General features: G+C 74.5%; 21 protein-coding genes, 1 tRNA gene and 1 riboswitch. Of the genes, 10 read left to right on the top strand and 12 right to left on the bottom strand.

All coding sequences use genetic code 11. The annotated features are described in order from the left end of the window. Window positions 1-15: 15 nt before the first annotated feature. The 9 genes from ACRYR2_RS21320 to ACRYR2_RS21360 form a co-directional block, all read right to left on the bottom strand. Window positions 16-621 (bottom strand): response regulator transcription factor, encoded by a 606-nt coding sequence (locus ACRYR2_RS21320; protein ID WP_432564897.1) that lies wholly within the window; start codon window positions 619-621, stop codon window positions 16-18. After that, window positions 618-1,856 (bottom strand): sensor histidine kinase, encoded by a 1,239-nt coding sequence (locus tag ACRYR2_RS21325; protein WP_432564898.1) that lies wholly within the window; start codon window positions 1,854-1,856, stop codon window positions 618-620. Before ACRYR2_RS21325 ends, ACRYR2_RS21320 begins: the two co-directional genes overlap by 4 nt. 74 nt (window positions 1,857-1,930) lie before the next feature. Next, complete coding sequence (locus ACRYR2_RS21330) at window positions 1,931-3,868, bottom strand: YcaO-like family protein (RefSeq protein WP_432564899.1); 1,938 nt, start codon at window positions 3,866-3,868, stop codon at window positions 1,931-1,933. 16 nt (window positions 3,869-3,884) lie between these two features. Continuing rightward, window positions 3,885-4,055, bottom strand: a complete 171-nt coding sequence (locus ACRYR2_RS21335; RefSeq protein WP_432564900.1) for a hypothetical protein — start codon at window positions 4,053-4,055, stop codon at window positions 3,885-3,887. 111 nt (window positions 4,056-4,166) lie between these two features. Continuing rightward, window positions 4,167-4,997: a hypothetical protein gene (locus tag ACRYR2_RS21340; RefSeq protein WP_432564901.1), complete on the bottom strand. Its 831-nt coding sequence runs from the start codon at window positions 4,995-4,997 to the stop codon at window positions 4,167-4,169. Continuing rightward, complete coding sequence (locus tag ACRYR2_RS21345; protein ID WP_432564902.1) at window positions 4,994-5,941, bottom strand: ABC transporter ATP-binding protein; 948 nt, start codon at window positions 5,939-5,941, stop codon at window positions 4,994-4,996. Before ACRYR2_RS21345 ends, ACRYR2_RS21340 begins: the two co-directional genes overlap by 4 nt. 78 nt (window positions 5,942-6,019) lie before the next feature. After that, window positions 6,020-6,820, bottom strand: a complete 801-nt coding sequence (locus ACRYR2_RS21350) for an energy-coupling factor transporter transmembrane component T family protein (protein ID WP_432564903.1) — start codon at window positions 6,818-6,820, stop codon at window positions 6,020-6,022. A 74-nt stretch (window positions 6,821-6,894) separates the two neighbouring features. Next, the gene (locus tag ACRYR2_RS21355) at window positions 6,895-8,352 is read right to left on the bottom strand and encodes an ATP-binding cassette domain-containing protein (RefSeq protein ID WP_432564904.1); all 1,458 of its coding nucleotides are present in this window, start codon (window positions 8,350-8,352) and stop codon (window positions 6,895-6,897) included. Next, a complete protein-coding gene (locus tag ACRYR2_RS21360; protein WP_432564905.1) occupies window positions 8,345-8,944 on the bottom strand; it encodes an ECF transporter S component in 600 nt (199 codons plus the stop codon). The genes ACRYR2_RS21355 and ACRYR2_RS21360 overlap by 8 nt, the downstream gene beginning before the upstream one ends. Window positions 8,945-8,991: 47 nt before the next feature. After that, window positions 8,992-9,096, bottom strand: a riboswitch (TPP riboswitch). 63 nt (window positions 9,097-9,159) lie between these two features. On the opposite strand from ACRYR2_RS21360, the gene ACRYR2_RS21365 reads away from it, so the two are divergent. The 3 genes from ACRYR2_RS21365 (at window position 9,160) to ACRYR2_RS21375 (ending at window position 9,895) form a co-directional block, all read left to right on the top strand. Beyond that, complete coding sequence (locus ACRYR2_RS21365) at window positions 9,160-9,291, top strand: hypothetical protein (RefSeq protein ID WP_432564906.1); 132 nt, start codon at window positions 9,160-9,162, stop codon at window positions 9,289-9,291. Window positions 9,292-9,307: 16 nt separating this feature from the next. Continuing rightward, window positions 9,308-9,610 carry a DUF4235 domain-containing protein gene (locus ACRYR2_RS21370; RefSeq protein WP_432564907.1) on the top strand — a complete coding sequence of 101 codons (303 nt, stop codon included), beginning with the start codon at window positions 9,308-9,310 and terminating at the stop codon, window positions 9,608-9,610. 111 nt (window positions 9,611-9,721) lie between these two features. Next, the gene (locus ACRYR2_RS21375; RefSeq protein WP_432564908.1) at window positions 9,722-9,895 is read left to right on the top strand and encodes a CsbD family protein; all 174 of its coding nucleotides are present in this window, start codon (window positions 9,722-9,724) and stop codon (window positions 9,893-9,895) included. On the opposite strand, the gene ACRYR2_RS21380 is transcribed toward ACRYR2_RS21375, so the two are convergent. Together ACRYR2_RS21380 and ACRYR2_RS21385 are read right to left on the bottom strand one after the other, a co-directional pair. Continuing rightward, window positions 9,896-10,879, bottom strand: coding sequence for an SDR family oxidoreductase (locus tag ACRYR2_RS21380; protein ID WP_432564909.1), 984 nt, complete (start codon window positions 10,877-10,879; stop codon window positions 9,896-9,898). Window positions 10,880-11,367: 488 nt separating this feature from the next. Continuing rightward, window positions 11,368-11,438, bottom strand: a tRNA-Gly gene (locus tag ACRYR2_RS21385). Window positions 11,439-11,518: 80 nt separating this feature from the next. On the opposite strand from ACRYR2_RS21385, the gene dcd reads away from it, so the two are divergent. From dcd to ACRYR2_RS21410, 5 genes are all read left to right on the top strand, one after another. Further along, on the top strand, window positions 11,519-12,094 hold the full coding sequence (gene dcd, locus ACRYR2_RS21390) for a dCTP deaminase (RefSeq protein WP_432564910.1): 576 nt from the start codon (window positions 11,519-11,521) through the stop codon (window positions 12,092-12,094). A 111-nt stretch (window positions 12,095-12,205) separates the two neighbouring features. Then, window positions 12,206-13,474: an EAL and HDOD domain-containing protein gene (locus tag ACRYR2_RS21395; RefSeq protein ID WP_432564911.1), complete on the top strand. Its 1,269-nt coding sequence runs from the start codon at window positions 12,206-12,208 to the stop codon at window positions 13,472-13,474. A gap of 124 nt (window positions 13,475-13,598) precedes the next feature. Beyond that, window positions 13,599-14,021: an ankyrin repeat domain-containing protein gene (locus tag ACRYR2_RS21400; protein ID WP_432564936.1), complete on the top strand. Its 423-nt coding sequence runs from the start codon at window positions 13,599-13,601 to the stop codon at window positions 14,019-14,021. Window positions 14,022-14,109: 88 nt separating this feature from the next. Next, window positions 14,110-15,462, top strand: coding sequence for a TrkH family potassium uptake protein (locus tag ACRYR2_RS21405; RefSeq protein WP_432564912.1), 1,353 nt, complete (start codon window positions 14,110-14,112; stop codon window positions 15,460-15,462). A 34-nt stretch (window positions 15,463-15,496) separates the two neighbouring features. Beyond that, window positions 15,497-16,135 carry a potassium channel family protein gene (locus tag ACRYR2_RS21410; protein ID WP_432564913.1) on the top strand — a complete coding sequence of 213 codons (639 nt, stop codon included), beginning with the start codon at window positions 15,497-15,499 and terminating at the stop codon, window positions 16,133-16,135. 33 nt (window positions 16,136-16,168) lie between these two features. On the opposite strand, the gene ACRYR2_RS21415 is transcribed toward ACRYR2_RS21410, so the two are convergent. Further along, the gene (locus tag ACRYR2_RS21415) at window positions 16,169-16,366 is read right to left on the bottom strand and encodes a hypothetical protein (protein WP_432564914.1); all 198 of its coding nucleotides are present in this window, start codon (window positions 16,364-16,366) and stop codon (window positions 16,169-16,171) included. 72 nt (window positions 16,367-16,438) lie between these two features. Between ACRYR2_RS21415 and ACRYR2_RS21420 the strand changes: the two genes are divergently transcribed. After that, complete coding sequence (locus tag ACRYR2_RS21420) at window positions 16,439-16,870, top strand: MarR family winged helix-turn-helix transcriptional regulator (protein ID WP_432564915.1); 432 nt, start codon at window positions 16,439-16,441, stop codon at window positions 16,868-16,870. A gap of 11 nt (window positions 16,871-16,881) precedes the next feature. Further along, window positions 16,882-18,114, top strand: coding sequence for an MFS transporter (locus tag ACRYR2_RS21425; protein WP_432564916.1), 1,233 nt, complete (start codon window positions 16,882-16,884; stop codon window positions 18,112-18,114). Window positions 18,115-18,247 lie beyond the last annotated feature (133 nt).

Raw genomic sequence — 18,247 nt, forward strand, 5'->3', positions numbered from 1 at the left:
CCGAACGCCGCCCCCTCAGATCCAGCCGTTCGTCTGCGCGATCTTCACGGCGTCGGTCCGTCCCCGGGCGTTGAGCTTGTCGACGATCGCCGTGAGGTAGTTGCGCACCGTCCCCTCGCTGAGCACCAGCCGGTGTGCGGTCTCGCGCACGGTGCAGCCGTCGGCCACGAGCACCAGCACGTCCGCCTCCCGGGCCGTCAACGGCGAGTCGCCCCGCTGCACCGCGGCCGCCGCCAGCTCGGGGTGCAGCACGCGACCCCCGGCCGCCACCTGCCGGATGCCGTCGACGAGCTCGTCGACGGGCGCGTTCTTCAGCACGAAGCCGTCCACCCCCGCCGCCAGCGCGCTGCGCACGGCGGCCGGGCGGCCCAGGGCGGTGAGGATGATCACCTTGGTGCCCGGCGCCTCCCGGCGCAGGTGGGTCGCGACGGTGATCCCGTCGCCGCCGGGCATCTCCAGGTCCAGGACCGCGACGTCGACGGGTGTCGTCGACAGGGCGGCCAGGACCTGGTCCCCGCGCTCGACCGAGGCCACCACCTCCAGGTCGTCCTCGGTCTGCAGCAACGCGACCAGCGCGGACCGCACGATGTGCATGTCCTCCGCGACGAGCACCCGGATCACGACTTCCCCTCCACGGCCGACACCTTCGACAAGGGCACCGAACAGCTCAGCCGGAACGTGCCACCTCCGGCCGACGACCACACCGACCCTCCCAGGGCCTGCACCCGTTCCCGCATCCCCAGCAGACCCGATCCCGCGCCGAGGGGGAAGGGGCTCCCCGACGCCTCGTCGCCGTCGTGGACCCCGTCGTTCTCGACGACCAGCTGCACCGCCGCGGGTTCCTGCCGGACGTGGACGGCGATCCGGCAGCGCGTGGCGTGGGCGTGCTTGACCACGTTCGTGGCGGCCTCGCGCAGAACCCAGGCCACCACCTCGTCCGCCGCGCCCGCCTGCAGGCCCGGGTCGGCGTCGGCCTCGCACCGCACTCCCGCGTCGGTCAGCAGCCGCACGGCCGCGGCCAGCTCCGAGCGCAGGCTCAGCGCGCGGTACCCCGCCACCAGGACCCGCAGGTCCGCCGCGGCGGCGTGGCTGAGCGCCAGGACCTCGTCGAGCTCGGAGCGGACCGCCTCGCCCTTGCCCGAGCGGTGGTGGCGGCGGGCCAGTTCGACCTTCAGCGAGATCGCCGCGAGGTTGCGGCCCAGCAGGTCGTGCAGGTCGCGGGACACCCGCACGCGCTCGGCCAGCACCTCGGCGTGCGCGAGTTCGGCGCGGGCCAGTTCCAGTTCGCGGTACGTGTTCACCGACCGGACGACCAGGAACAGCAGCACCGAGGTCGCGACGTAGCTGATCCCCGCGAACACGGTGTCGCCCCAGGCCTCCCCCACGGCGCGGCTCACCCCCAGCTGCGCGAGCAGTCCGGCCAGGTAGACGACCGTGGCCGCCGCCGCCGGCAGCAGTTCGAGGGCGAAGCAGCCCAGGACGGCCGACCAGGCGATCCACCCGGGCCCCAGCAGCAACGCGGGCACGTAGGCGACCAGGGCCAGGGCGACGAGCGCGGCTGCGCGGGGGCGCTCGGCGCGCCGGCCCAGGGTCCGGCCCAGCACGACGAGCGTCACCGCCACGGCCGCGGACGCGCTCACGACGGTCGCGGTCAACGCGAACGGAACCGAGTACCGCGCTCCGGTCCGGGCCCAGCCGAGTTCCCCCGTCAGCACGTCGTCGACGACCGAGACGGACAACCCGAGGGCGCACAGGACGAACAGGACCACCGCCAGGGCCTGCAGCCGGCGGGTGACGGCACCGGTCCCCGGGCGCGGGCGCCCCCAGAACCGGGAAACTTCGGGCCGCGCACGCACGGCGGACACCGTATCCGCCCGCGCACCCAGCGTCGTCGGGGACGACCGCCCGGCCGGGCCCGACGGCGGAACGCTCAGACCGGCAGGTCCCACGGGTTCGGGCTGCCGCCGGGCCGGCGCCAGGAACGCAGGCGCGAGGAGACGACCCGCACCACCGGGACCTGCAGCCGCGGGTGGGTGAGGTCCAGGTAGCCGACGTCGACGCCGTCGCGCTCCAGCCGCGACCGCCAGTCGCGCAGGACGGCCAGGTCGTCCTGCGGGTCCCCCTCCTCCGCCTCCACCCGTCCGTGCGGCAGCAGGTGCGGCAGGTCGTCGACGCGCAGGGCCTGGAACTGCGGTGTCCCCGCGCCGGCCAGGCCGAGTTCGTCCCCGAACTGCAGGCAGGCCAGCAGTTGCAGGAGTTCGTCGCCGGCGCGGTGGACGGCCCCGGCCCGGGAGGTCGCGGCCCCGAACCCCAGCGTGACGGCGCGTCGGTCGGCGTCGACGCCGACGGCCGCCACGACGGGAACCCCGTTCGCGGTCGTCAGGTCGAGGAACCACCCCGTCCGCCCGTGCCGGGCCAGTTCGGCGTCGAACTGCCCGGCGTCGGGGTCCACCACCTCCGGCCGCCGGGCCGAGGACCACCACCAGGACGCCACGGCGTGACGTTCGAGCAGTTCCGCCAGGCCGCGGCGCACCGCGTCGGCGACCGTCCGGCCTGCCGCGCACCCGCTGGAGTCGACCCGCGCGGCACCGGCCGGCAGTTCGTCCGGGTGCCCGAACGTCGTGGCCACCGCGGGAACCCACCGACCGCTGGCACGCCCGTCCAGGACGTCCCGCAGTTCCCGGAACTCGCCGGGTTCGTCGTCGCGCAGGCCCTCGACCGCGACGACCTCGAAACCCGCGCGGCGCAGTTCGCCGGCCGTGGTGGGAACCGCGCGCGGATCCGGTCGCCAGGAGGTGCTGAACCGCTCGACGGCCTCGCCGGCGCAGGCCGTCAGCGCAGCCTCGGCGGTGCGGCCCGAACCGTAGGCCGTCGCCCGGCGCCACCGGACCCCGTTGGCCGATCGCGCCCGGACCGGGTGGGTGGTCGTGGCCAGGAACCGGCCCGAGGCGGCCTGCCGCACCACCGGCGGAGCCAGCACCCCGGTGAGGTCGGAGGTCTCGGACGCGATCCGCGCGAGCAGGTCGGTCGTCCCGGTCGACGGCTGCACCCCCTCCTCCGGGCCCGAACCCTCCCGCGGGCACGGCGGAACGGGGTGCACGACGACGTCGAAGGTGTGCAGCCGCAGTTCCCGGATCGCCGAACGCCACAGCGGGCGCAGTTCCTCGTCGTCGGCACCACCGGAGGGCACCAGGCCGTCGAGGGCTCCCACGACGGCACCGACCGCCGCCCGCTGCAACGCGACGCCGGCCGGGACGACCGGGTGCGCGGCGCCCGCGAGGTCGGGTTCGGCGTTGCGGCGGAGGGCCGCCAGCAGGCACCCGGGGCAGGTTCCCCGGAGGCGGTGCCCGGCACCGGGTTCCACGACAGGGCCGATCCAGCACCGCCCCGCTCCCCACCGCACGAGCAGGACCGCCGAGCGCGACGCGGCGTCGGTCAGCGCGTCCGGCAGGCGAGGGTCGGCGTGGTCGTCGCAGACCAGGACCACCAGGTCCGCGGCCGCGGGGTCGTCGACCGTCCGGAACCCGGCCGCGACGGCCCGGAGGAGTTCCCCGGTGTCCGTCCGCCCGACCGCGGCGACGTGCAGGCTCGGGCGGGTGTCGGCCGTCCGCGTCACGAACCCGGCGCGGACCAGCTCGGCCAGGTCGGCCGCGAACCCCGGCACCTCCTCGTCCCCGATGCCGAGTTCGGCGACGAGTTCACCGGTCGGCACCCCGCCGCCGCGCCGGCCCAGGAGTTCCAGGACCTTCGCGGAGCGGTGGCCGACGGGAACGCGGTCGGTGTCGTCGTCGAGCAGGAAGGCGCCGCCGGGATCGCGCAGCAGACGCCACACCCCCCGCGGAGCCAGTCCCCGGGGGCCGGAACTCATCCGGCGTCCGTCCGGTTCACTCCCCGTCGTCGGGCCAGCACAGGCACAGGGGGTTCGCCGCGATGACGGGGCGTCGCTGCGGACGCTGCACGGACGGGACGGTCACGGCGCCGAGCAGCCGGTCCAGCTCGTCGTCCAGTGCGGCGCCGGTGCCGGACGGCCGTGCTGTCGCCTCGATCACGTTCACGGGAACCCCTCGATCTCTGGTGGTGCGGGTGGTGGAAGCGGGACACGTGTGGGTGGTGCGGTGTGCGCCGTCAGCCTGCCTCCGCAGCCGCCCCCCGGGGGAGTGCGCTCCTCACCGGAGGAGCGTGCGTTTCTCACGGGTGCACACCACGACCAGGGCACCGGCCGCTGCGGAGAAGGCCGCGGCGAGGACCGCGACGGTCACGCCCCGCGGACCCGCACCGGACGTCAGCCCCTCGCGCAGCCCCTCGGCCATGACCGCCGGCGGGATCCAGCGCAGGACCGCCGCGGCGGGGTCGGGCAGCACCGGGAGCGGCACCAGGACGCCACCGAGCGCCACGACGACGGCGGCGGGCCACAGCACCAGGCGGGCCTCCCGGGGTCGCAGGAGGCACCCGGCCAGGACGCCGAGCGTCGTGCAGGTCGCGCTGCCCAGCACAGCGACGACGACCAGGCCCAGCGCACCGCTCAGCACCCCGGTCGCGGTGGTCCGCGCCCCCACGTCGAGCGTGCCCGTCAGCGCGCACCCGGCGACCGCCACCACCGCGGCGGGCACCGTCAGCAGCAGGCGGGAGGGGACGAGCACCAGCGCCAGCCGACGCGCCCTGCCCGGCCGCCGCAGGCCACCGGCCCCCAGCAGCAGCGCGAGCGTTCCCCGTCCGCGCCACCGCACCACCCGCCCGGCCGTCCCGGGCAGCCCCAGGACCAGGGCGGTGAGGGCCACCGCGGTCGGCAGCAGGTGCGCCCCGCCTCCCACCAGGGCACCGGCGAGGAGCACGAGCAGCGGCGTCAGTCCGGCCTGCAGGAGCAACCCCTTGTCCCGCAGGGACTCCAGCGTCGCCGCGCGGACCGGGCCGGGCCGCCGCGCAGGTCGCGCGGGGCCGCCGCCCGCGGTGCGGGGCAGCCCGGTGACCAGGCCCACCGGGGACTGACCGGGACTCACGGTGAGGTCCGGGCGACGGGTCGCCGCCGGTCGGCGGTCGCGCGCCGGACGGCGTCGGTGAGGGTGGCCTCGTGGTGGCGCAGGTCGACCACCGAGCGCAGCGGCTCGGTGAGCTGGCGGACACGGCCGGCGGGGCAGTCGGGCAGCTCGACGCGGGTCTGCTCGCCCACCCGCTGGAAGGTGGCGCCCGGCACCGCCGAGGTCAGGTCGCCGGCCTCGCGCGCGTCGGTCAGCAGGACGGTCGCGGCCCCGTGCGCGGCGAACCGGGCGATGACCTCCCCGGGCGGGGACAACGTCACCAGCCGTCCGCGGCGCAGCACCGCGATCCGGTCCGCGCGGGCCACCACGTCGGGGTCGAGGGCGTCCGGGCTCCCCCCGGCCACGACGGCCGTGCCCCCCTCGGCGCGGTGCCGGCCCAGCAGCGCGGCCAGCGCCCGGCCCGTCCCGGCCGCCGCACCCCCGGCCGGTTCGTCGCAGACCACCAGGGGGGTGCGGCCCGCGAAGGTCACGGCGAGCCGGAGCCGTTGCTGCGCCGCCACGTCGAGGCGACGCACGAGCACGGACGCGAACGGGGCCAGGTCGGCCAGCTCCAGCAGGTCCTCGAGGTCGTGGGGATCGGCGTGCAACGACGTCCACAACCCGACGGTCTCGGCGACGGTGAGGTGGTCGAAGAGGGCACCGTGCGCCGGCAGCACCGTCACGGATCCGGTGAGCAGTCCCCGCCGGTCCTGCGACGGGTCGACGCCGAGCACCCGCACCCGGCCCCGGGTGGGCCGGACGCGACCGCCGAGCACGCCCAGCAGCGTCGAGACCCCGGCGCCGCGCCGGCCCACCACCGCCACGACCTCGCCCGTGGCGACGTCCGCCTCGACGTCGTCGAGCAGGGTCGCCGACGGCCGGTCGGGCCACTCCCGGACGACCTGGACGTCACGGGCGCTGATCACCGCACCCTCCACGTCGTCTCCCCTCCGGCGGCCTGGCAGGAGACTGCCGTGCCGGCCAGGGCCGCGGTAGGTCAGCCGTCAGGTCGTCGACGTGAGGAACGCACCCGTCAGCCGCAGCAGCAGCGGGACCGCGGCGACGCCGGTGCCCACCACCAGCAGGACGGTGTCGGCGCGCCGCCACGGCGCCGGCAGCGCCCACGTCCGCCGGGTCGCGCTCTCGTCGGCGAACCCCCGCGCGTCCATCGCGACGGAGACGCGCCCGGCGCGGCGCACCGCGTCGACCAGCAGGCCGAACGCCGTCGAGGCCGCCCACCGCACCCGGGAGGCCGGCCACCGGCCCGGGCCGAACCCGCGGACCCGGCGGGCGGCGGCGATCTGGTCCCAGGAGTCGGTCAGCGAGTCCAGCCGTCCGATGGCCGCGACGACGGCGACGACCACCCGGGCCGGCACCCGCAACCGCTGGGCGAGGTGGTCACCGGTCTCGGCCGGGTCGATCCAGCCGAACAGCACCACCCCGGGGAGGACCAGGACGAGCAGGCGCAGGGTGGCCGTCAGCGCTGTCCACAGGGGCTCGGGGCTGTCACCGGCCAGCACGGTCGACCAGCCGACGGAGACGGCCGCGATGCCCACCGGCAGCAGCCGGCGCAGCAGGGTCCGCGGGCCACCGACCACCAGCGGCAGGCAGAGTGCCTGCACCGCAAGGGCTCCCGCCGCGTGCCACCACTCCTGCACGGCGAGGGCACCGACCGCGCAGAGGAGGCTGACCGCCAGCACCGGCAGCGGCCCGCAGTGCCGCACCGCTGGTCCGGGACCCGCACCGCGCCGCTGCGCCGCGGTCGGCGGAACCGTTTCGTCCACACCCCCGGACGTGGTAGCCACCGGGTTGTCCACACGGCTGTGGACATCGGTGTGGACACGGGTGCGGACGCCGCTCGGGTGGGCGTCGGACGCGGTCACGCGGCCACCTCCCGCAGCGTCCCGGCCTCCAGGTGGACCCCGCCGTCCCCGCCGATCGCGTCCAGCAACCGGCTGTCGTGGCTGCTGAGGACGACCCCGGCGCCGTCCCGGGCGGCCGCCTGCAGCAGCCCGGCCACGACGGCCCACGTACCGCGGTCCTGCCCGACGGTGGGTTCGTCGGCGAGCACGACCGCCGGCCCGGCGGCCAGGGCGCCCGCGAGCGCCAGCCGTCGCTGCTCCCCGCCGGAGAGCTGGAACGGGTTGACCTCGGCGCGGTCGGCCAGGCCGAGCAGCTCGAGCAGCCGCCCGGCCCGGTCGGTGTCGCGCCCCAGGACGGCGGCCGTCGCGGCGGCCTCCTCGCGCACGGTGTGCGCGAGGAACGTGTGCTCGGGGAACTGCGGGACCCAGCCGGTGCGGGCGGCCAGGTCCCGCGAGCGCCAGCGGTGCGGTTCGCGGCGGCCGTCGGCGGCGAGCCCGGCGGCCGCGAGGAGCCGTCCGCTGGTGGGCCGCGCCAGTCCGGCCAGCACCGCCAGCAGGCTGGACTTGCCCGCGCCGCTGTCGCCGGTCACGGGTGTCACGCGGCCCGCGCGGACGGTCACGTCGACGGCGCGCAGGACCGTGGCCGGGGGCCGCGGCCGCAGCCCACGCCGCCGACGGACGAGACCCATCCCCTCGCCCTGCAACAGGTCGCCGTCGACTCGCCACTGCGGGGCGAGGAGCCCGGCGGGTACCGGCAGCGGCTGCGGGTCCGGCACGCCCGGCAGCCACAGGCCCTCGGTCGCGCTGCCCGGCACCAGCACCCGGTCGGCGGGGCCGTCGGCGGCGACCCGGCCGTCCCGGCCGAGGACGACGACGCGGTCGACGTGGGCGCCCCAGCCGGCCAGGTCGTGGTCGACGACGACGAGGGAGCGGCCGCGGGCGGCGTCCAGGACGGCCGCGCGGACGGCGGCCGCGGTGGGGGCGTCGAGCATGGACGTCGGTTCGTCCAGCAGCAGGACGGCCGGGTCGGCGGCCAGCGTTCCGGCCAGCGCCAGCCGCTGGCGTTCGCCCCCGGACAGCGTCACGACCTCGCGGTCCCGCCCGGCGGAGTACCGGGCGGCGGCGTGGGCGCGGGCCACGAGCTGCCAGGTGCGGACGCGGTCGAGGCCGGAGTTCTCCGGGCCGAAGGCGGTGTCGCGGCCGGCCGCCTCGGCGACGACCGCGTCGAGCGGGTCCTGCACGAGCAGGCCGATCTGCCCCGGTACGGGGGCGCGGCCGTCGAGGCGCACGTCGCCGGTGGCCTCGAGGTGGTCCTCCAGCAGACCCGCCAGCGCCCGCAGGACGGTGGACTTGCCGGCGCCGCTGGGCCCGGTGAGCAGCACCCGTTCCCCCGCCGCGACGTCGAGGTCGACGTCGCGCACGAGGGTGCGGCCCCCGGTGACGACGCTGAGTCCTCGCAGCGCGAGGTCAGGCACGGTCGCGACCGGCGGGGAACGCGGACAGCGCGCCGGTGCGGGCCAGGCCGCGGACCAGGGCCCAGCCGCCGAGTCCGGCCACGAGGGCGCCGGAGACGGCGAAGCAGGCGACGTAGAGGACCTGGAACCCCGGCGTCCACGCCCCCGCGTAGTAGGCGAAGAGCTCGTAGACGCCCTCCAGCACCGCGGCGAGCACCCCGCCGAGGACGGCGACGGCCGGGCCGAACCGGCGCCAGGCGAACAGGGCGACGGCCAGTTCGACGCCGATCCCCTGGATCGCGCCGGAGACCAGGACGCCGAAGCCCCAGTGGCTGCCCAGCAGGGCTTCGACGGTGGCGGCGACCATCTCGGCCAGCAGCGCGGCGCCCGGACGGCGCACGATCAGCGCGGCCACGACGGCGGGCAGCAGCCAGACGCCGCTGAGCAGGCTCTGCAGGAACGGCACGGTGACGAAGAACGGGGTCAGGACGGCGTAGAGGACGCCCCACCCCCAGAACACGACGCCGAAGGCGACGCCGAGGACGGCGGCGGTGACGAGGTCGACGGTGCGCCAGCGGGTGGCTCCGCGGGAACGGCTGACGGTGGTGCTCACGGTGTCCTCCTGGAGCAGGAGGGGGACCCGCGGCCGCGGTGGCCACGGGTCGAGACGGCCCGACTCCCTACGCCGGTGTGAACCGGATCAGGTTCGAGGGTCTGCGGATGCCCGCACTCTCAGCGCCCCACGGCGCTCCCCTGTCGTGTGCCCCGACCCTACCCCTGCTGGGCGCTCGCGCTCCCCCCGCACAGCACAATGTGGTGGTGCTGCGGATGATGCGAGGTCCCGACGGCGGCCCGTCCCGGGCGGTCAAGCTGATGACGCTGATCGTCGTGGTCGCCGTCCTCGCCGGCAGCGCCGCCGCGCTGACGCCGGTCCTGGGCTGGCTCCTGGACCTGCTGTAGGGCAGGGTTCGGACCCATGAGCTCGTTCGTCTGGAAGTTCGTCGGCCCCGGAGCCGGCATCCTCGCGACCGCGATCGCGAGCCGCGTCACGAAGAAGGCCTGGGTCGCGGTGACCAAGTCCCCGCCGCCGGACAACCCGGAGGACCCCGACGTGGCGTGGAGGGAAGCGATCGTCTGGGCGCTGGCCTCCGGCGCCATCATCGGGCTGACCCGGCTGATCGTCGAACGTCAGGCCGCCGCCTGGTACCGCAAGAGCTTCGGTGAACTGCCGCCCGGCCTCGGGCCGGGCGACGACGGCGGCGCCAAGGCCAACGCCTGATCCCTTCCGGATGCGGTCCCGCTGCAGCGGTGCTGCAGTGGGACCGCATCCGGGGACGGGCATCGACGGATCTTCGTCCGCCACCTCCCCGGTGTTCGAGGAGGAGGAACCGTGAGCGCATCGGACAAGATCAAGAACGCCGCGCAGGACGTCGCGGGCCGGGCGAAGGAAGCCGCCGGCGGCGCCAAGGACGACGAGGAGCTGCGCCGCGAGGGTCAGAAGGACCAGGCGGCCGCCGACCTCAAGCAGCGCGGCGAGCACGTCAAGGACGCCTTCAAGGGCTGATCAGCCGAACCGCTCCACCAGCCGGTCCTGGCGGGCGTCGACATCGGGGTCGACGACCCGCAGGTCCGGGGTGGCGTCGTGGTGGGCGACGATCTCCCGGGCGCCTGCCGCGAAGCTCGTCGTCGCCGCGAACCCCGGCACGAGCCGCTTGAGCTTGGTGTTGTCGAAGACCACCGAGTGCGCCTTGTCCCCCAGCAGACCCGGCCCGCGGTCGGGCGCCTCCCGCGCGATGACGTCGCTGGGAACGTGCACGAGCTGCGGATCGGGAACCCCGGCGGCCGCACCCAGCGTCCGGGCGATCTGGTCCCACGTCAGGACCTCGTCGCCGGTGATGTGCACGGTGTCGCCGGTGACGGCGGGTTCGCCGAGCAGCGGGACGAAACCCTTGGCGAAGTCGGTGTGGTGCGTCAGCACCCACGTCGAGGTGCCGTCGCCGTGCACGACGACGGGTTTGCCGCGCCGCATGCGGTCGACCGCCGTCCAGCCGTCGTCGAGCGGCACGAGCGTGCGGTCGTAGGTGTGGCTGGGCCGGACCACGACGGCCGGGAAACCCTCGTCGCGGTACGCCTTCGTCAGCAGGTCCTCGCAGGCGATCTTGTCGCGCGAGTACTGCCAGAACGGGTTGTGCAGCGGGGTGGACTCGGTGATGGGCAGGTGCCCGACGGGTTTCTGGTAGGCGCTCGCGCTGGAGATGAACACGTACTGCCCGGTGCGTCCGCGGAACTGCTCGACGTCGGCGGCGACGTGGTCGGGGGTGAAGGCGACGAAGTCGACGACGACGTCGAACGTGCGGTCCCCCAGCACCTCCCGCACCTGCGCGGGGTCGCGGACGTCGGCGGACAGCGCCGTCACCCCGTCCGGCAGCCCACGCCGGCCGGTGCCGCGGTTGAGCACCGTGAGGTCGAGGCCGCGGGCGACCGCGAGGTCGGCGCAGGCCGAGCTGATGATCCCGGTGCCGCCGATGAACAGGACGCGCAAGGCCATGGTTCCTCCCGTCGTGGTGCCGACTGCCGTGTCGACCTCCCCGACCCTAGTCGTCCCCCACGCGCGGGCACGTCGTCGCACGAGGCGCGGTGCGTCCGCCCCGGGACGTTCCGGTCAGGAACCCTGGCCGTCGACCGGCACCGCCGGCACCTGCGGCACGGAGAACCGCCGGGAACCCGGTGCGTTCCCCGGCTCCTCGAGGACCCCCGGCGCCGGTGACCACGCTGTCGCACCCACCGGTGTCACCACGTGGAGTGAGCCGTGGGTGTCCCGAGACGGTCGCTCCCACGACGTCCCCGGGACACCCGCACCTGCCTCCACGGCCGATCCACTCCACGGGACCCCTGCGCGGGCGCGACTGCCGTCGCGTCGACGTCTGGTGAGCACCAGGTCGCCGACACGTCGTCCGGCGCCGACCGCGGCCTGCACCGTACGGAGGGACACACGCACGAAGGCCCAGGTCCACCGGACCTGGGCCTTCGTCGACGAGCGGGTGACGGGAATCGAACCCGCGCTATCAGCTTGGGAAGCTGAAGTTCTACCATTGAACTACACCCGCGTGACCCACCCGGCCGGGTCGGTCGCGGACCACCATACAGGCTGCCGGGGGGTCCTCGCGCCGACGGTACCGTGACGTCCGTGCTGCTCTCCGACCGCGACATCCGCGCCCAGCTCGACTCCGGACGCGTCGCCCTCGACCCGTACGAGGCGTCGATGGTGCAGCCCAGCAGCGTCGACGTGCGTCTGGACCGCTTCTTCCGGCTGTTCGACAACCACAAGTACTCGGTCATCGACCCCGCCCAGGAGCAGCCCGACCTCACCCGGCTGGTCGAGGTGGCGCCCGACGAGGCGTTCATCCTGCACCCCGGCGAGTTCGTCCTGGGCTCGACCTTCGAGGTCGTCTCGCTGCCCGACGACATCTCCGCCCGGCTGGAGGGCAAGAGCAGCCTGGGCCGCCTGGGCCTGCTCACGCACTCCACGGCCGGCTTCATCGACGCCGGCTTCTCGGGCCACGTGACGCTGGAGCTGTCCAACGTCGCGACGCTGCCCATCACGCTGTGGCCGGGCATGAAGATCGGCCAGCTGTGCTTCTTCCAGCTGTCCTCCCCGGCCGAGAACCCCTACGGCAGCAGCGCCTCCGGTTCGCGCTACCAGGGGCAGCGCGGGCCGACGCCGAGCCGCTCGGCGCTGAACTTCCACCGCACCACCGTCTGAGCGCACCCCGTTCGGCCCAACGTCTCGTCCCGAACGCTTCAGGACCGGGCCGCAGCAGCCGTTGACTCGGGAGTGAGTTCCGCGTTGACGACGGAGGGGAGGGACGCCGGGATGACCTGGTCCACGGGTCCGACCCCCACCGCCTCCTGCGAGGACGCCAACGGCTCGGTCGCACCGGTCCGTGTCGGCCGGCAGGGCATCTACGACCGCCAGCGCCGGCTGGTCGCCTACGAACTGCTGTTCCGCAACCACGGCCGGGCCGCGGCCGAGCTGGCCGAGGGCGCCGAGCAGGACCACGCGACGTCGCAGGTCATCAGCGCCACGTTCGGCGACTTCGGCGTCGAGCAGATCGCCGCGGACAAGCTCCTGTTCATCAACCTCACCCGGGGCTTCTTCACCGGTGAGCTGCCGATGCCGTGCTCGCCGCACCAGGTCGTCCTGGAGCTGCTGGAGACCATCGACGTCGACGACCTCGTCCTGGCCGGGCTGACCAGGCTGCGCGCCCAGGGGTACCGGATCGCCATCGACGACTTCGTCGGCGAGGTGTCCCGGCTGCCCGCCGTCGCCCTGGCCGACTACGTGAAGGTCGACGTCGAGGCCGCCGGTGACGACCTCGAGCGCGTCATCGCCCTGGCCCGCGAGCACAACCCGACGGCGCTGGTCGTCGTGGAACGCATCGAGGACGACGCGTTGTTCGCCCGCTGCCTGGAGGCGGGGGCGGACCACTTCCAGGGCTACGGGCTGCAGCGTCCGGTGACGCTGGAGGCCGTGAGCCTGACACCCTCGCAGCTGGTCTGCCTGCGGCTGGTGCGGGCCCTGACCGGCGCGGACGTCCCCCTGCGCGAGGTCGAGGAGCTCGTCGCCTCCGACCCCGCCCTGAGCCTGCGGGTGCTCAAGACGGTCTCCTCGGCCGCGGTGGGCACCAAGAGCGAGATCACCTCGCTGCGGCAGGCCATCGTCCTGCTGGGCCGGCAGCAGCTGTGCTCCTGGGTCGTGCTCATGCTCCTGGGCGGCGTGACGAGCGTGGACACCGAGGCGCTGACGATGGTGCTGGCCCGGGCCGCCGCCTGCGCGCGGCTGGCACCGCAGGACTCCGACCTGGCCTACACCGTGGGTCTGCTGTCCGGGGTCGCGACCGTCCTGGGCATGCACGAGGCCGAGCTGGTCGAGACGACCGGCGTCGCGCTGTCCGTGCGGCGGGCGCTGGTCGAGCGGCGCGGTCCGGCCGGCAGCGCGCTGCGCGCGGTCCTGGCCTACGAGGACGACGAACCGGTCGTCATCGTCGACGCCGGTCACGCCGTCTACGAGGTGTCGCGGGCCTACCTCGCTGCCCTCAGCGGCGCCATGGTCACCGTTGGCGCTGTCCTGGACCGCGACTGACCGCGACTGACCTCGACACCCGCACGGGGTGCGACGGTGCGGGCCCGCGAACTACCCTGGCCGCGTGACGGAGAGCCGCGAGGAGACCCCGGAGGGGTCGTCCGGGGCGTCGGCGCCGGGCTCCGTGGGGGCCCAGCCGACCGGTCCCGCGGACGAGGGTGAAGAACGAGCCCTCGAACTGGCGCACCGCGTGTTCGAGCACGCCCGTCAGGGCCGGACCCGCGAACTGTGCGGCTACCTGGACGCGGGCGTTCCGGTGAACTCCTCCGACAGCGAGGGCAACACCCTGGTGATGCTCGCCGCCTACCACGGCCACGCGCGCACGGTCCTGGCCCTGCTCGAACGTGGAGCCGATCCGGACCGGACCAACGCCCGCGGTCAGACCCCGCTGGCCGGAGCCGTCTTCAAGGGCGAACGCGACGTCGTGGCCGCCCTGGTGGCCGCCGACGCCGACCCCTACCTGGGCACCCCGAACGCGCTGGAGTCGGCGCGCTTCTTCGGCCGCACCGACCTGCTGGACCTCCTGGAGGTCCCCGAACAGGACTGAGGCACCCGCCGCCACCACCGCCTGGGTAGCCTGACCGGACCGGCGCGCCCGCGCCGTCGATCGAGGTGAGGCGGAGGCAGGACCGGTGGTGGACCCTCGCGCCTCGCGCCGTCCCCGGATCGTCCGGCACCCCGCCCAGATCGTCGCGCTCGCGTTCGCCCTGGTCGCCGCCATCGGGACCGGGCTGCTGTGGCTGCCGGTCGCCCGCCGTGGCGAGGGGGCCGCGACCTTCGTCGAAGCGCTGTTCACCTCGATCAGCGCGTTCTGCGTCACCGGGCACGTCGTCGTCGACACCCGTGAGCACTGGTCGGGCTTCGGCCTGGTCGTCATCCTCGCCCTCGCCCAGGTCGGCGGGTTCGGCATCATGACGTCGGCCTCGTTGCTGGGGGTCTTCGCCTCGCGCCGCCTGGGCCTGCGCTCGCGGATGCTGACCGCGACCGAGTCGCGCGGCCTGGACCTCGGCGACGTGCGCACCGTCCTGCTCGGCGTCCTGCGCGTCTCCGTCGTCGTCGAGCTGGTGACGGCCGTCTCGCTGGCCACCCGGCTGTTCGTGGCCTACGACCGCAGCCTGCCCTCGGCAGCGTGGGAGGGCGTGTTCCTGGCCGTCTCCTCCTTCAACAACGCCGGCTTCGTCCTGAGGTCGGACAGCATGACGGACTTCGTGGCCGACCCGTGGATGTGCCTGCCCGTCGTGGGCGCCTCGTTCCTGGGCGGTCTGGGCTTCCCGGTGCTCCTGGAGCTGCGCCGGCAGTTCCGGCTGCCGCAGCGGTGGTCGCTGCACACCAAGCTGACCCTGGCCACGACGATCCCGCTGCTGGTGTTCGGCTGGTTCTTCCTGACGGTCAACGAGTGGCGCAACCCCGCGACGCTGGGCGCCCTGGACTGGTGGGCTCGTCCTCTGGCCGGCCTGTTCCAGGCGTCGGCGACCCGCAGCTCGGGGTTCAACTCGATCGACATCACGGCCATGAACGGCGGGTCGTGGCTGGTGATGGACGTCCTGATGTTCATCGGCGGCGGGTCGGCCTCGACGGCCGGCGGCATCAAGGTGACGACGTTCGCGCTGCTCGCCGTGGCCCTGTACGCCGAGTTCCGCGGCGAGCCGACCGTCAGCGTCTTCGGCCGCAAGGTCAACGACCGCGTCGTGCGGCAGGCGCTGACGGTGGCGCTGGTCTCGGTGGGTGTCGTCGTGGTCGCCACCATCGTGCTGACCGAGATGACCCGGGCCCCGCTGGACATGGTGGTGTTCGAGGTCATCTCCGCCTTCGCCACCGTCGGGCTCAGCTCGGGGCTGCTGGTGCAGCTGCCGGAGGCCGGACAGGTCATCCTGGCGGTGTTGATGTTCCTCGGCCGCATCGGGCCGATCACGCTCGGGGCGGCGCTCGCGCTGCGCGAGCGGTCCAGGATGTACGAGTACCCCGAGGGAAGGCCGATCATTGGGTAGGCAGCGTTCGGCTCTGGCGAGCCCCCGTTCGGTCGTGGTCATCGGCCTCGGCCGGTTCGGGCGGTCCCTGGCCCTGGAGCTCATGGAGGACGGGCAGGTCGACGTCCTGGGCATCGACAACGACCCGGCGCTGGTCGACGAGCTCGCGGGGTCGCTGACGCACGCCGTCGTCGCCGACTCCACCAAGGAGGAGGCGCTGCGGCAGCTGTCCGTCCACGAGTTCGACCGGGCCGTGGTCGGCATCGGGACGAACCTGGAGGCCAGCATCCTCACCGTCTCGGTGCTGCTGCAGTTCGGCATCCGCAACGTCTGGGCCAAGGCCATCAGCGAGTCGCACGCGCGGATCCTCACCCAGCTCGGCGCCCACAAGGTCATCCGCCCCGAGCACGAGATGGGGCTGCGCGTGGCGCACCTCGTGCGGGGTCGCATGCTCGACTACATCGAGTTCGACGACGGGTTCGCGATGGTCAAGACGACGCCGCCGACGCCGATCACCGGCAAGAGCCTGCAGCAGGCGAAGCTGCGCAGCACCTACCGGGTGACGGTCGTCGCGCACCACAAACCCGGCGAGGGCTTCACCTACGCGACCCCGGAGACCGTGCTGAACGCCGACGACGTGATCATCGTCTCGGGCCAGATCCGCGACGTCGAGGCGTTCAGCGCCCTGGTCTGACGCACCTCGCCGCGGGCCCGCGTTCCGCGCGCGTCAGCGGTCCCCGTCCCCGACCCCGTCCGAGGTGTCGGTGCCCTGCGGGGTGGAGCGGCGTTCGACGCCGGGGAGCCTGCGGCGCTCCGGTTCGCCGCGCTCGGCGCGCGTCAGGTCGATGAGGCTGCGCCGGTCCGTCGGCCGACGGCGGCCCTCGGGCTGCTCGGCGAGGTGCTCGGTCGACCGCTCGTCACTCACCGCACAAGCTCACCACGCTGCGTTCACTCCTGTCACCTTGCCGCGGCGTCGCACCAGTCATATAGTGTCCCTATGCAACTGAACGAGGAGCTGGCCGAGCGGCTGCTCCTCGCCTGCTCGGACCTGACGCGGACGGCCACGGCCGCCGCCTCCGGGACCCGGCTGTCCCTGACCCAGGCCCGCGTGCTGGGCGCGCTGCACCGGTCCGGCCCGCTGCGCGTCAGCCGGCTCGCCGAGCTGGAACGCTGCGCGCAGCCGAGCATGACGGGCCTGCTGGGACGCCTCGAGGACGCCGGGTACGTCGAACGCGCCCCCGACCCGGCCGACGCCCGCGCGGTCCTGGCCCACCTCACCCCAGCCGGTGAGGACGAACTGCTCCGCAACCGCCGCCGGCTGCGCGAACCCCTGGCCCGCGCCCTGCGGGAGACAGCGACCGACGACGTCGAACGCCTGATCGGCCTGCTGGAGAACACCACTCGCGCGCTCCACCCCGTGGAGCGCTGAAAGGACCCTCCGTGTCGCACTCCGACGCGAAATCCGACCTGCTGAAGCAGCCGGTCGCCGTGTGGGCGGTCGCCTTCGCCGCCGTCGTCTCGTTCATGGGCATCGGGCTGGTCGACCCGATCCTGCCCGCCATCGCCGGCCAGCTCGGCGCGACCAAGTCCCAGACGCTGCTGCTGTTCACCTCCTACCTCGGCATCACCGGGCTGGCCATGCTGCTCACCGGGTGGGTCTCCAGCCGGTTCGGCGCCAAGAAGACCCTGATGGCCGGTCTCGTCCTCATCGTCGTCTTCGCCACCCTGGCCGGGTCGTCGAACTCGATCGGTGAAATCGTCGGGTTCCGCGCCGGCTGGGGCCTGGGGAACTCGCTGTTCATCGCCACCGCCCTGGCGACCATCGTCGGCGCGGCCAGCGGCGGCATGGCCAACGCGATCATCCTGTACGAAGCCGCTCTGGGACTGGGGATCGCGACCGGCCCGCTGGTCGGCGGCCTGCTCGGCGAGGTGTCCTGGCGCGGACCGTTCTTCGGCACCGCCGTCCTCATGGCCATCGCGTTCGTCGCCATCGTGACGCTGCTGCCGGCCACCCCCAAACCCGCCGTCAAGGCTTCGGTCAAGGACCCGGTCCGCGCCCTGCGGCACCGCGGTCTGCTGACCGTCGCGGTCATGGCGTTCCTCTACAACTTCGGGTTCTTCACCCTGCTGGCCTACACGCCCTTCGCACTGGAGATCTCCTCCCCCATCCGGCTCGGGTTCGTGTTCTTCGGCTGGGGCGTCTGCCTCGCGATCGCGTCGGTGGCCCTGGCCCCGCGCCTGCAGCGCCGGTTCGGGACGGTTCCCGTCGTGTCCGCGATGCTCGCGCTGTTCGCCGTGGTCCTGCTGGTCGAGGCCGTCTTCGTCGACGTCAAGGCCGTGCTGGTGGTCGGCACGATCGTGGCCGGGATCTTCCTGGGCGTGAACAACACCATCGTCACCGAGCTGGTCATGGAGGTCTCCCCCGCCCAGCGCTCGACGGCCTCGGCGGCCTACTCCTTCGTCCGGTTCATCGGCGGCGCGATCGCGGCGTGGGCGGCCGGCGAGCTCGGTGAGGTCTTCACCGACTGGTCCCCGTTCGTCCTCGGTGCCCTCGGCGTGCTGATCGGGCTGGCCGTCCTGCGCGGCGGCCGCCGCCACCTCGTCGTCGAGCACGGCGAGCCCGCCCCGCACTCGCCCGCGGAGGCGCAGGCCGTCACCGCCGGCGACGCCTGAGGGACGCCTGAGGGACGCCTGAGGGACGCCGGCGCGAGCGGACCCGGGGGGGGGGGGGGGGGGGGCCCCCCCCCCCCCCCCCCCCCCCCCCCCCCCCCACCCCCCCCCCCCCCCCCCCCCCCCCGCCCCCCCC

It is taken from the genome of Kineococcus deserti, from assembly GCF_050871945.1.
Lineage (GTDB): Bacteria > Actinomycetota > Actinomycetes > Actinomycetales > Kineococcaceae > Kineococcus.